The following is a 13,123-nucleotide window of genomic DNA, read 5'->3' on the forward strand; positions in this document are numbered from 1 at the left end:
CGTTACCGCCTATGTCGTTTTCCGGAGCACCCGAAGCGAACGCGGCTGCAGCGGCATCTTCTCACCGGCAGAAATCGTCACCTCGTGGGCACCGGCGGGATCGCCGGTGTCCAACGCGGTTACCCACTTTTCGGCGTAATCATCGGGGGGCAGCACGAAATCCAGCGATTCGTCGTGTGCGTTGAAGCACAGCAGGAACGAATCGTCCCGGACGCGTTCGCCGCGGGCGTTGGGTTCCGGGATGGCGTCCCCGTTGAGGAACACCGCAACACTCTTGCCGAAACCCGAACCCCAGTCCTCCGGGGTCATCTCGACTCCGGCCGGGGTCAGCCAGGCGATGTCACGCTCCTGCTCGCCACTGCGAATCGGATTGCCTGCCAGGAAGCGGCGACGCCGGAACACCGGGTGCTTCTTGCGCAGGGCCACCGCTTTGCGGGTGAACTCCAGCATGTCGGCGTTGTCCTCGAGCTTGGACCAGTCCACCCAGGCGATCGGGGAATCCTGGCAGTAGGCGTTGTTGTTGCCGCCCTGCGTGCGTCCGATCTCGTCACCGTGGCTGATCATCGGTGTGCCCTGCGAGATCATCAGGGTGCCGATCACATTGCGCATCTGCCGCGCCCGCAGCGCGTTGATGTCCGGGTCGTCGGTCGGGCCTTCGGCGCCGCAGTTCCACGACCGGTTGTGACTTTCGCCGTCGCGGTTGTCCTCGCCGTTGGCCTCGTTGTGTTTCTCGTTGTAGGACACCAGGTCGGCCAGGGTGAATCCGTCATGGCAGGTGACGAAGTTGATGCTCGCCCCGGGCCGCCGGCCGGTGTTCTCGTAGAGGTCCGAGGAACCGGTCAGCCGGGACGCGAACTCGCCGAGCGTTGCCGGCTCACCGCGCCAGTAGTCGCGCACGGTGTCGCGGTACTTGCCGTTCCACTCCGTCCACAGGCCCGGGAAGTTGCCGACCTGATAGCCGCCCTCGCCGACATCCCACGGTTCGGCGATCAGCTTGACCTGGCTGACCACCGGGTCCTGCTGCACCAGGTCGAAGAAGGCCGACAGGCGGTCCACATCGTAGAACTCGCGGGCCAGGGTGGAGGCCAAGTCGAAGCGGAAGCCGTCGACGTGCATCTCCAGCACCCAGTACCGCAACGAATCCATGATCAGCTGCAGGGTGTGTGGGTGCCGGGCGTTGAGGCTGTTGCCGGTTCCGGTGAAGTCCTTGTAGAACTGCTCCTCGCCGTCGAGCAGCCGGTAGTACGCCGCGTTGTCGATACCCCGGAAGTTCAGTGTCGGGCCGAGGTGGTTGCCCTCGGCGGTGTGGTTGTAGACGACATCGAGGATGACCTCGATGCCGGCGTCGTGGAAGGACCGCACCATGGCTTTGAACTCGGCCACGGCACCGCCGGCATGGCGGCTGGCCGCGTACTGGGCATGCGGGGCCAGGAAACCGAAAGTGTTGTAACCCCAGTAGTTTCGCAGTCCCAACTCCAGGAGCCGGTGGTCGTGCAGGAACTGGTGAACCGGCATGAGCTCGATGGCCGTCACGTTCAACGACTTCAGATGCTCGACGATCACCGGGTGCGCGAGCCCGGCGTAGGTACCGCGCAGTTGTTCGGGGATGTCCGGGTGCAGCTGGGTCAGGCCCTTGACATGGGCTTCGTAGATGATGGTCTCGTGGTACGGCGTGCGCGGCGCCCGATCCGAACCCCAGTCGAAAAACGGGTTGATCACGACACTGGTCATGGTGTGGCCCAGGGAGTCCACCGCGGGGTCGGCGGGGGTGACGGCGGGGTCCTCGGACTCCAGGTCGTAGGAGAACAGTGCCTGGGTGAACTCGAAGTCACCGTGGAAGGACTTCCCGTACGGGTCCAGCAGCAGCTTGCTGGGGTCACACCGGTGTCCGGCCACGGGGTCCCACGGCCCGTACACCCGGAAGCCGTAGCGCTGCCCGGGGTTCACCGTGGGCAGGTAGGCATGCCAGACGTAGCCGTCCACCTCGTCGAGCGGAACCCGTTGTTCGGTGCCATCTTTGGCGATCAGGCAGAGCTCGACCTTGTCGGCGACCTCGGAGAACAACGAGAAGTTGGTACCGGCCCCGTCGTAGGTGGCGCCGAGCGGATACGCGGTGCCGGGCCAGACCGTGATGTCCATCTCACCACCAGCCGGTGGCGGCTGCGAGCTGACGCCCCAGTTCGTTCGTCATGGTACGAACGTATGTCGTCGACAGGTGGTGAGAATCGTGATACATCAACACATTTCCCTCTACTACTCGGCAGAAGTCCGGTCGACACACCGCGTCGGTCATGTCGAGTGGCTTCAGATTCGGGAACCGTTGCAGATAATCCAAAGTCGGGTTGTCGTCGGACAGTACCGTAGAGCGCTTGACGCCGCACGAGATGGCATCCCCGCCGCTGGCCAGGCAGTCGGCCGGGAAGTATGGCTTGTTGTTGCGGACCAGCCAGGGGGTGTCCCGCATCGCCAGAACATTGATGCCGGCGTCCGAGAACTCTTGCCAGATACCGAGATACGAGCTGGGCATGACATCACCGGGTTTGATGTTCCAGGGCCGGGTGGAGGTGGTGAACACGAAGTCGGGCCTGTCCGCGAGCAGCTTCGGCATCACCACTTCGTTCCACTCCCGGCACTTGGGGTACGGCCGGTTGTCGCCCATCACGAGGGGTTTCTGTTCGGTGGTCAACGGGCAGCCCATCTTCAGATAGGTGACCACCTTGAAGTTGTGTAGCCGGCCGAGCAGGTCCAGCGCGGTGATCCAGTGTTCGGCATGAGATCCGCCGGCCAGTGCGATGGTGCGCTGTGCGTCTTTGTCGCCGTAGGTGCAGTTGATGACGTCGACGTTGTCGAAGTCGCTGATGCAGCCCGCGTTGGTGGACTCCGGGATGTCGTCCTTTGCCTCCAGCACGGTGGGCCGCATCGGCAGCTTGGGCACCTTGGCGTTGTTGGTCAGGGCGCGCGAACCGGGGTAGTCGCGGGCCGAGAGCCCGGACAGCTCCTTGCCGCTGGCCCGTTCGACGGTGACGTGCTCGCGCCAGGTGAAGGATGTCGCGGTCAACGTGACGCCCAGCAGGGTCACGACCGAGCCCAGCACGATCGTCGGGCGGCGCAACCGGGTGCGCCACGGCACACCGGTGGGTCGCTGTGCCGGTGCCCGGTAGCGCAGCGGGGTCTCGACGTATCTGGTTGTCAGCCAGGCTAGTACGCCGGACACCAGCAGCACGATCGCGCCGTCGGTGAAACCCGCATGGTCGCGGCCGCTGTAGGCCAGCCAGAAGATCAGCAGCGGCCAGTGCCACAGGTACAGCGAATAGGCCATCGACCCCAGCGCAACGAACGGCTTGGTGGCCAGCAGCCGGTTCGGCGCGGGCAGCTTGCCGCCGGTGTGCGGATCGGCAACGCGGTTGGCTGCCGACAAGATGAACAGCACGGTGGCGCCGACGGGTATCAGCGTCCACGGGCCCGGGAACTCGCGTACCCCGTCGATGAGCCAGCCGCACAGCAGGATGGCGATCAGCGATATGGTCGCCACGATGGTGCGCACCCACATGGGCCAACGCACATAGGGGACCAGGGCGCCGATCAGTGCGCCCAGGGTGAGCTCCCAGGCCCGGGCGAAACTGTTGTAGTAGGCCACGGCCTGATCGGCGTTGTGCGCGATGATGGCGTACACGAACGAGGCGATGGTCAGCGCGCTCAGCAGCACGATGAACACCCACCGCACATGCCTGCCCAGCGGTCTGCGCAGCAGGTAGGCGAGGGCGAAGATGATCGCCAGCAGTGCGATGTAGAACTGGCCCTGCACCGACATCGACCAGATGTGCTGCAGCGGGCTGACGGTCTCACCGGCGCGCAGATAGTCCGCGGCGGTGTTGGCCAGTTCCCAGTTCTGGTAGTACCCGAGGCTGGCCAGGCTCTGGTCAGCAAACGTTTCCCAGCGGGTTTCCGGCTGGATCAGGATGGTCAGCACCGCGGCCGCCGCCAGCACCACGATCAGCGCAGGCAGCAGCCGGCGAACCAGTCGCACGACCTCTGGAATCGGACGCAACGCGGTGGCCGGGTCGATTGCGGCGCGCAGCAACCGGCCGCCGAAGAAGAACCCGGACAGCGCCAGGAAGACGTCCACACCACCGGAGACCCGGCCGAACCAGACGTGGAAGATCGCCACGAGGGCGATCGCGACCCCACGGAGTCCGTCGAGGTCGTGCCGGTAAAAGCCCGATGCGCGGGTACCCATCTGCGAGCCGGCGGTCGACGCCGGACCGGCTGTGGATGTACCGCGGGTGGAGGGTCGGGCGGGAGCGAGGGTCATCATGGTCGGGGAGTTAATCTACCTAAGAACCCTGGGGGTCTCAGGCCACGGGCGTGACGTCACACCAGCTGAGCAAAGCGATAGTGTCCGGTGCCATGCCCGCGTTGACACCGGATGAGATCAGCGCGATCGACACCGCGCACATCTGGCACCCCTACAGCACCATCGGTTCCCAGGCACTGCCACCGGTGGTGGCAGTGGCAGCCAAGGGTGCCTGGCTCACCCTCGTGCATGACGGCAGGTCCGTCGATGTGCTCGACGCCATGAGTTCGTGGTGGACGGCGGTGCACGGGCACGGTCACCCGCGACTCGATGCCGCGATGAGCGCCCAGCTGGCCACCATGAACCACGTCATGTTCGGCGGCCTGACCCATGAGCCGGCCGCCCGGCTGGCCCAGCTGCTCGTCGAGATCACCCCGGCGGGCCTGGAGTCGGTGTTCTTCAGTGATTCGGGCTCGGTGTCGGTGGAGGTGGCCGCCAAGATGGCACTGCAGTACTGGCGCAGCCGTGGAAGGCCGACCAAGCACCGGCTGATGACGTGGCGCGGCGGCTATCACGGCGACACGTTCACCCCGATGAGTGTCTGTGACCCCGACGGCGGCATGCATTCGATCTGGACCGATGTCCTGGCCCGGCAGGTGTTCGCACCGCAGGTGCCCGGGAAGTACGACCCCTCCTACGTGGCGGCCTTCGAGCGGCAGCTCGCCGAGCATGCCGGCGAGCTGGCCGCGGTGATCGTCGAGCCGGTCGTCCAGGGGGCCGGCGGTATGCGTTTTCACGACCCGCGCTATCTCACCGACCTCCGACGGCTGTGCGATGAGCACGGTGTGCTGCTCATCTTCGACGAGATCGCCACCGGATTCGGACGTACCGGGGAACTGTTCGCCGCCGATCACGCCGGCGTCACCCCCGACATCATGTGCGTGGGCAAGGCGCTCACCGGTGGGTATGTGACGCTGGCCGCCACCCTGTGCACGGGTCATGTCGCGGCGACGATCAGTGCGGGGGCGCCGGGCGCTTTGATGCACGGCCCGACCTTCATGGCCAACGCGCTGGCCTGTGCGGTGTCGGTGGCCGCGGTGGAACTGCTGCTGGAGGGTGACTGGCGGGCCCGGGTTCGTGAGATCGAAGCGGGGTTACGGGCCGGGCTCGAACCGGCGCGATCACTGCCCGGTGTGGCCGATGTGCGGGTGCTCGGTGCCATCGGCGTCATCGAGATGCGCGAGCCCGTCGACATGGCGGTCGCCACCCGCACCGCGATCGAGCACGGTCTGTGGCTGCGACCGTTCGGCAGGCTGGTCTACGCGATGCCGCCCTTCATATGTACCCCCGACGAGATCGCCGCGATCGGTGCCGGCATGGTCGGCGTCGCGCGTGCACTAACCTGAACGGTGTTCAAGTGTCGAAAGGACGTCCAGTGACGCGCACCGGTCTTTCCCCGCTGGCCTGGCTCGCCGAGGTCGAGGCGCAACGCCGTGCGCAAGGGCTGCGCCGATCCCTGCGGGTGCGCCCGCCGGTGGGCGCCGAGCTCGATCTGGCCTCCAACGACTATCTCGGGTTGTCCCAGCACCCCGCCGTGCTCGAAGGTGGCGTCGAGGCGCTGCGCACCTGGGGCGCCGGCGCCGGCGGCTCGCGGCTGGTCACCGGGAACACCGAGCTGCACGAGGAATTCGAAGCCGAGTTGGCGTCGTTCACCGGCGCCGAGTCGGCATTGGTGTTCTCGTCGGGGTACACCGCCAACATCGGCGCCGTCGTGGCACTCACCGGTCCCGGCTCGTTGCTGGTCTCCGATGCGCTCACCCACGCCTCGATCGTGGATGCCTGCCGGCTGTCGCGGGCCAGGGTCGCGGTGACACCGCATCTCGACGTCGCCGCCGTCGAAGCGGCGCTGTCCGGGCGCGCCGAGGAACGCGCGGTGGTGGCCACCGAATCGGTGTTCAGCACCGACGGTGGCCTGGCCCCGCTGCGTGAACTGCACGAGGTGTGCCGCCGGTTCGGTGCGCTGCTGCTGGTCGACGAGGCGCACGGGCTCGGTGTCCGCGGCACCGGCGGCCAGGGCCTGCTGCACGAGGTCGGTCTGGGCGGCGCGCCGGACGTCGTCATGACCACGACGCTGTCCAAGGCGCTGGGCAGCCAGGGCGGTGCGGTGCTCGGACCGGCCGCGGTGCGTGCCCATCTCATCGATACCGCCCGCACGTTCATCTTCGACACCGGGCTCGCGCCGGCGGCCGTCGGCGCCGCGCTGGCCGCACTGCGCGTGCTGGAGGGCCAGCCGCAGCTGGCCGCCGCGGTGCTGGCGCGCGCCGCCGAACTCGCCCGGATCTGCGACGTGGCCGAGACGCCCACCTCGGCGGTCGTCTCGGTGATTCTGGGTGACCCCGGGGTGGCCGCCGCCGCGGCCGCGGCCTGCCTGGAACGCGGGGTGCGGGTGGGCTGTTTCCGGCCGCCCTCCGTCCCGGCCGGCACCTCGCGACTACGGCTGACCGCCCGCGCCGCGCTCACCGACGACGAGATCGCAGTGGCGGCAGGGGTTCTCACCGAGGTTCTCGGCCTGCAGCGATGACCGTCCTGGTGGTGACCGGCACCGATACCGGGGTCGGAAAGACGATCACGACGGCGGCTCTGGCCGCGGCCGCCCGGCTTGCCGGTGTCGATGTGGCGGTGTGCAAACCGGTGCAGACCGGATCTGCGGACGGTGACGACGATCTGGGTGAGGTACGCAGGCTCTCCGGGGTCGACGCGCTGCACGGGGGCTGGCGATATCCCGAGGCGCTGGCACCGGTCGCGGCCGCCGTCAGGGCCGGGCTGCCGTTGCCTGGCCGCGATGAGCTGGTGGCTTCGGTACGGGCCGCCGACGGGCCGGGACGGTTGACGATCGTGGAAGGTGCCGGTGGTCTACTCGTCGAGATGGGTGCCGGCGGGGTGACGCTGCGCGATATCGCCGCCGAGGTGTCCGCGCCGGTTCTGGTGGTGGTGTCGCCCGGGCTGGGCACCCTCAATCACACCGCGCTGACGTTGGAATCACTTGCCGGACAAGGCATTGCAACGGCCGGACTGGTGATCGGCGCGTGGCCGTCCGAACCCGGCGTCGCCGAGCAGGGCAACCGGGACGCGCTGGCGGCGCTGGCCGATGTGCGTGCGGTGTTGCCCGCGGGAGCCTCGGCACTCACCTCGGAGGACTTTCAGGCGCTCAGCGTCGAGGCCTTCGACCGGAACTGGATCGCGAGCCTGGTGTAGCCATGGTGCACTCGGTCGAGTTGACTCTCGATGCTGGCGCCGATGCCGCCGTCCGCGATATCTGGCAGGCCCTCGCCGTCGCCGGGATCCCCAGCCAGGCGGCTCACCGCTCGCCGAGCAACCGCCCGCACGTGACCGTCACGGTCGCCGCCCGGATGTCCGGCGCCGTGGAGTCCGACCTGGCTGCACTGCTGGCGCGGCTGCCGCTGTCCTGCCGGATCGGTGCGCCGATGATCTTCGGGCGCGGTCCCTACACGCTGGCGTTGCTGGTGATCCCGTCCGCCGGGCTACTGGACCTGCACGCGCAGGTGAACCGTATCTGCCTGCCGCACATGGAGTCCGGACCACTGCGGCATACCCTGCCCGGGCAGTGGACTCCGCATGTCACGTTGGCGCGGCGGCTCGGTGCCGACCTGGTGGAGCAGGCGCTGGCGGTGGCGGGCACCGGAACCGATATCGAGGGCTCGTTCGCGGGGCTGCGGCACTGGGACGGAGATGCCAAGCGTGAGGTAACGATCATCTGATGCCCCAGAAGTTTCTTTGAGCGCTGTGGTCCCATCAGTCACATTTTTGGGGTTCTTTGTCGGTGTTTCGAACTAGCGTTCGATGTATGGATGGCGGCCTGTTCACCGACCTGGTGGCCTTGTTCGACAAGGTCACCGGTACGGGGTTCGGTGACGCCACCCCGACCGAACTGCTGAACGCGCAGTCCAGCCTGGAATCGCTGGCGCGTCGCATCCCCGCCATGGAACATCGGCTGCTGGCGGCGCTGAAGACACAGACCAGCCCCTCCGAGTTGGGGGCCAAGAACTGGGCCGGTGTCATGCGGACCCGGATGCTGTTGTCCACCCGCGATGCCAACCGTCGCGTCCGGGAAGCCGAACTGTTGGGTCCCCGCTGTTCATTGACCGGCCAGCCACTGGAACCGGCCTACCCGGCGACCGCGGCAGCCCGCGAGTGTGGCCGGATCACCGCCGAACATGTCCGGATCATCCTCGACACCATGGCCAAGATCCCCGACCATGTCGATCTCGAGACCACTATCGATGTCGAACAGCGGCTGGCGATGGTGGCCTGCGAGCAGACTCCCGAAGCGCTGCGCACCGCTGCCCGATTCCTGTTGGAGATTCTCGACCCGGACGGTCCCGAACCCAACGATGACGAGCTCGACCAACGCCGCCGGGACCGCCGGGACTGCAACCTGGGTGAACAGGACTCCGACGGCATGTCCGAGCTGCACCTGTGCATCACGCCCGAGTTCCGCGCCTACCTGGAACCGATCTTCGCCAAGTTCGCGGCCAAGGGTATGGGTAATCCCGAGGACGAAACCCCGTGCACCATGGGCACTCCCACGCAGGACGCCATCGACGCGGACAAACGCACCACCGGGCAACGTCAACACGACGCCATGATGACGCTGACCAGGGGCACCTTGATGTCCGGGGAGTTGGGCGACCACAATGGGCTGCCGGTCACGGTCGTCGTCGGCGTGAAGGCCGGTGAGCTCGACGCCTGCACCGGGACCGGGCGCACTGCCGGGGGTTCCAGCGTTCCGATGCGTGATGTGATCCGGCTCGCCTCACACGCGTATCTGTGCCTGACCGTCTTCGACGAGTTCACCGGCAAGGTGCTGGACTTCGGCCGGACCAAACGGTGCGCCACCGTCGATCAACGCCTCGTGCTGGCGTATCTGCAGCGCGGCTGTACGTTCCCGGGTTGCACCGCCCCGGCGTACCACTGCCAGGTCCACCATGCCCTGGCCGACTTCGCCAAGGACGGCCGCACCAACATCAACGAACTCGCGTTGGCCTGCGGGCCCCACAACCGCCTGATCACCCACGGCGGCTGGACCACCACCATCGGAGCCGACGGGACCGTCCACTGGCATCCGCCACCGCCACTCGACACCGGACAGCCCCGCATCAACCTGCACCATCACCCTGAACGCATGGTCGCGCGGCACATCCCGCTCGTCGATGACGGGTGACTACTCGTCAGGCCCGATGCCCGACCGAGTGCACGGTCAGCCCGCCGATCAACAGCTCGAGCCCGAACGCGAACCGGCGGCCGGCGTCCTCGGTGAGCGTCGATTGGCCTTCCGGTAGATCGGCGCCTGCGGCGTCCCATTGCAGCCGGGACTGTTCATCGACGGTGAACCCCAGCACGTAGTAGACGACGGTGCGGGCGGCCAGCGCGCAATGCTGTTCGTCGACGCCGGCTTCGGCCACCGCCGCCGACAAGCGGTCGACGACCCGCGTCATCGCCTCGGACTGCCCGGCGGCGAAGCTGGCCGAGACCAGTTCGGCGCCGTCGGTGTGCGACAGCAGCGCGTCCCGCAGCCGGTGACAGTCCCCGGAGACCTGCTCCCGCCAGGTTCCGGACGGATCCGGTTGCAGCGCGGGCTGCAGGATCCGGTCGGCCACCGCGCCGAGCAGTTGTTGCTTGTTGGCGAAATGCCAGTACAACGCGCCGGGGCTGACGCTGAGTTCGCGCGCGAGCCGGCGCATGGTCAGATCGGCGATCCCGAAGTTGTCCAGGATCGCCGTGGCGGCGTCGACGAGGTCACGTTTGTGCAGCTGCACGGAGGTAGCCTAACCTGAACACCGTTCAATGGTCAGCAGTGAGGGAGACATACCGGTGACGGACATTCTGGTTCAGGCGCGCGAGCAGGTCTTGGAACGCGGCGTCGGTCTCGATCAGGAGCAGACCCTGCAGGTGCTGCAGCTGCCCGACGATCAGCTCGACGCACTGCTCGAACTGGCCCACGAAGTCCGGATGAAGTGGTGCGGTCCCGATGTCGAGGTCGAGGGCATCATCAGCCTCAAGACCGGCGGTTGCCCCGAGGACTGCCACTTCTGTTCGCAATCAGGTCTTTTCGCCTCCCCGGTGCGCAGCGCGTGGCTCGATATCCCGAGCCTCGTCGAGGCCGCCAAGCAGACCGCCAAGACCGGTGCCACCGAGTTCTGCATCGTCGCCGCGGTGCGTGGCCCGGACGAGCGGTTGCTGTCACAGGTCGCCGCGGGCATCGAGGCCATCCGCAACGAGGTCGACATCCAGATCGCGTGCTCGTTGGGCATGCTGACCGAGGAGCAGGTGCAGCGGCTCGCCGATATGGGCGTGCACCGCTACAACCACAACCTGGAGACGGCGCGCTCGTTCTTCACCAATGTCGTGACCACCCACACCTGGGAGGAACGCTGGGACACCCTGCGCATGGTCCGCGAGGCCGGTATGGAGGTCTGCTGTGGCGGCATCCTGGGCATGGGCGAGACGCTGGAGCAGCGCGCCGAATTCGCCGCCAACCTGGCCGAGCTGAACCCGCACGAGGTCCCGCTGAACTTTCTGAACCCGCGCCCGGGCACACCGTTCGGCGACCTCAAGGTGCTGCCGGCCGCCGACGCCCTGCGAGCAGTCGCGGCGTTCCGGCTGGCGCTGCCGCGCACCATGCTGCGCTTCGCCGGTGGCCGCGAGATCACCCTCGGCGATCTGGGCGCCAAGCAGGGCATCCTGGGCGGTATCAATGCCGTCATCGTCGGCAACTACCTCACCACCCTGGGCCGGCCGGCCGAGGCGGATCTGGAACTGCTCGACGATCTGCAGATGCCGATCAAGGCCCTGAACGCGACGCTGTAGCCCGCGCGGTAAGACTGACAGTGTGATGAGTAGCGAGCTTGCGGCCTTGCCCGCGCCCGTCGGTGCCGGTGTCTTCAACGTCTACACCGGCGCCGCGGCGGGGACGGTCATCCCGACGGCGGCTCAGCTCGGCTTGGAGCCGCCACGGTTCTGCGCCGCATGCGGCCGCCGGATGATCGTCCAGGTCCGCCCCACGGGGTGGTGGGCGAAGTGTTCGCGGCACGGTCATGTCGATTCCACCGACCTGGACCCCCGGCGATGACGAGCCCTTGGGGTGCACCTGGTGTTTCCCGGCGCGCCGCGTCACTGCGGGTGTTTCTGGGCCTGCTCGTGGCGGGCGTGCTCATCGGCGCGCTGTGGGCGTGGCTGGCGCCGCCGATACAGGGCGTCGTCGCGCTGACCCGGGCCGGCGAGCGGGTGCGGGCCTATCTGGGCAATGACTCCGACCATTTCTTCCTCGGCGCATTTCTGCAAGCCGGTCTGCTCGGCGTGCTCGCCGTGGTGGCGACCGTGCTGGTGTGGCAGTGGCGGGCACACCGTGGTCCGGCTCAGGTGGTGGCACTGGCGGCAGGTATGGCCGCCGCTGCCGGCGCTGCGGCCGGCGTCGGTGCGGCACTTGTGCATTGGCGCTACGGCAGTATCGACGTCGACGCCGCGCCGGTCACCGAGACCAACCGCGTGCATTACGTGTCGGAAGCTCCTGCGGTGTTCTTCGGGCACGGGCCGTTGGTGATCGCCGCCGGCATCCTGCTGCCCGCCGCGGTCGCCGCCTTGACCTACGCCCTGCTGACGGCCTCGACCTCACGCGATGACCTCGGCGCCTGGCCGCCGGTGGAGTACGCGGGCGTGTACCCGCCGATTCCGGTGGCGGCGGCGCCGTCCACCGGGGTTGCCGATCCCGCGCAAACGTAGCCCGCACAGATCGCGCGCACCCAGGTAGATTGACGCGCGCACAGCTGCATCACAGCAAAATGGCAGCTGCGATAATTACCTGCGAGTGAGGTCCCGCCATGCCGATGTTGGAGTACAAGTCGACGCCCGCGTGGTTGCAGGCCTCCCGGCGCAAGATGGTCGACCGGATTCCGGTCACGACCATGCGGCAGTTCCTCTACCTCTCGATGATCCGTAAGCGGGGCAATTTCACCGACCCGAAGACCTTCAACGAGAAGGTGAACTGGCGGATCTTCAACGACCGCCGGGACCGGATCATCAAGGCCTGCGACAAGATGTGGATGAAGGAGATGGCCCGGGAGGCCTACCCGAGTCCCGATCTGCGCATCCCGGCCACCTACTGGTCCGGCACCGACCTGCGCGAGGCCCCCGATCTGACGTCGCTTCCGCCCTGGGTACTCAAACCCAACGCCAGCAGTGGGCGAGCGCTGTTCGGGCCCGATCCGCAGACGGATCTGGCCAACCTGGTCCGGCAGACCAGCACCTGGTTCCACGAGACGCCCCTGGAACTCGGCGAGTGGGGCTACAGCGAAGCCCGCCCGCATCTGCTGCTGGAGGAGTGCATCCCGACTCCGGACGGGCGGGCACCCGTGGACTACAAGTTCTTCGTCTTCGACGGCCGCATCGAGCTGATTCAGGTGAACCGCGGCAGGTTCGGCAAGCACCAGACCGCGACCTTCCTGGACGCCGACTGGCGGCAACTGCCGGTGCGCTGGCGGATTCAGCCGGTGGCCGATGAGCAGCGGCCCGCCGAACTGGACAAGATGATGGAGATCGCCTCCACACTCGGTGCCGACTGGGATTTCATCCGGGTCGACCTGTATGCCGTCGACGGCGATGTCTGGTTCGGCGAGTACACCCCGTACCCGGGCAGTGGCTTGCTGCGCTACAAACCGATGAGCTTCGACCTTGAGCAGGGCCTTCAGTGGAAGCTGCCGACTCTGGCCGAGGTGCAGCGCGGCCGGCCCTGAGCCCGACCGAGCACCGGAT

The 13,123-nt window shown here is 67.4% G+C and carries 12 protein-coding genes; 9 read left to right on the plus strand and 3 right to left on the minus strand.

The features are described from left to right. Nucleotides 1-9 precede the first annotated feature (9 nt). Nucleotides 10-2,139, minus strand: coding sequence for a glycogen debranching protein GlgX (glgX, locus tag C6A86_RS13380; protein ID WP_105363728.1), 2,130 nt, complete (start codon nucleotides 2,137-2,139; stop codon nucleotides 10-12). A gap of 1 nt (nucleotide 2,140) precedes the next feature. Continuing rightward, entirely contained in the window at nucleotides 2,141-4,315 is a 2,175-nt protein-coding gene (locus C6A86_RS13385; protein WP_199196223.1) for an acyltransferase family protein, read from the minus strand. 92 nt (nucleotides 4,316-4,407) lie between these two features. Between C6A86_RS13385 and C6A86_RS13390 the strand changes: the two genes are divergently transcribed. From C6A86_RS13390 to C6A86_RS13410, 5 genes are all read left to right on the plus strand, one after another. Further along, on the plus strand, nucleotides 4,408-5,700 hold the full coding sequence (locus tag C6A86_RS13390; protein WP_105363734.1) for an adenosylmethionine--8-amino-7-oxononanoate transaminase: 1,293 nt from the start codon (nucleotides 4,408-4,410) through the stop codon (nucleotides 5,698-5,700). A gap of 29 nt (nucleotides 5,701-5,729) precedes the next feature. Further along, nucleotides 5,730-6,875 (plus strand): 8-amino-7-oxononanoate synthase, encoded by a 1,146-nt coding sequence (locus C6A86_RS13395; RefSeq protein WP_105363727.1) that lies wholly within the window; start codon nucleotides 5,730-5,732, stop codon nucleotides 6,873-6,875. Beyond that, a complete protein-coding gene (gene bioD, locus C6A86_RS13400; protein WP_105363726.1) occupies nucleotides 6,872-7,549 on the plus strand; it encodes a dethiobiotin synthase in 678 nt (225 codons plus the stop codon). Before C6A86_RS13395 ends, bioD begins: the two co-directional genes overlap by 4 nt. 2 nt (nucleotides 7,550-7,551) lie before the next feature. After that, on the plus strand, nucleotides 7,552-8,073 hold the full coding sequence (locus C6A86_RS13405) for a 2'-5' RNA ligase family protein (RefSeq protein WP_105363725.1): 522 nt from the start codon (nucleotides 7,552-7,554) through the stop codon (nucleotides 8,071-8,073). A gap of 86 nt (nucleotides 8,074-8,159) precedes the next feature. Next, nucleotides 8,160-9,536: an HNH endonuclease signature motif containing protein gene (locus C6A86_RS13410; protein WP_105363724.1), complete on the plus strand. Its 1,377-nt coding sequence runs from the start codon at nucleotides 8,160-8,162 to the stop codon at nucleotides 9,534-9,536. Between the two features lie 7 nt (nucleotides 9,537-9,543). On the opposite strand, the gene C6A86_RS13415 is transcribed toward C6A86_RS13410, so the two are convergent. Next, nucleotides 9,544-10,131, minus strand: coding sequence for a TetR/AcrR family transcriptional regulator C-terminal domain-containing protein (locus C6A86_RS13415; protein WP_105363723.1), 588 nt, complete (start codon nucleotides 10,129-10,131; stop codon nucleotides 9,544-9,546). A gap of 55 nt (nucleotides 10,132-10,186) precedes the next feature. Between C6A86_RS13415 and bioB the strand changes: the two genes are divergently transcribed. From bioB to C6A86_RS13435, 4 genes are all read left to right on the plus strand, one after another. Next, nucleotides 10,187-11,182, plus strand: coding sequence for a biotin synthase BioB (gene bioB / locus C6A86_RS13420; RefSeq protein ID WP_311101187.1), 996 nt, complete (start codon nucleotides 10,187-10,189; stop codon nucleotides 11,180-11,182). A gap of 25 nt (nucleotides 11,183-11,207) precedes the next feature. Continuing rightward, nucleotides 11,208-11,444 (plus strand): hypothetical protein, encoded by a 237-nt coding sequence (locus tag C6A86_RS13425; RefSeq protein ID WP_105363732.1) that lies wholly within the window; start codon nucleotides 11,208-11,210, stop codon nucleotides 11,442-11,444. Beyond that, on the plus strand, nucleotides 11,441-12,094 hold the full coding sequence (locus C6A86_RS13430; RefSeq protein ID WP_199196222.1) for a DUF2567 domain-containing protein: 654 nt from the start codon (nucleotides 11,441-11,443) through the stop codon (nucleotides 12,092-12,094). Before C6A86_RS13425 ends, C6A86_RS13430 begins: the two co-directional genes overlap by 4 nt. 98 nt (nucleotides 12,095-12,192) lie before the next feature. Continuing rightward, nucleotides 12,193-13,104 (plus strand): ATP-grasp fold amidoligase family protein, encoded by a 912-nt coding sequence (locus tag C6A86_RS13435; protein ID WP_105363721.1) that lies wholly within the window; start codon nucleotides 12,193-12,195, stop codon nucleotides 13,102-13,104. Nucleotides 13,105-13,123: the final 19 nt, after the last annotated feature.

It is taken from the genome of Mycobacterium sp. ITM-2016-00316, assembly GCF_002968335.2.
Lineage (GTDB): Bacteria > Actinomycetota > Actinomycetes > Mycobacteriales > Mycobacteriaceae > Mycobacterium.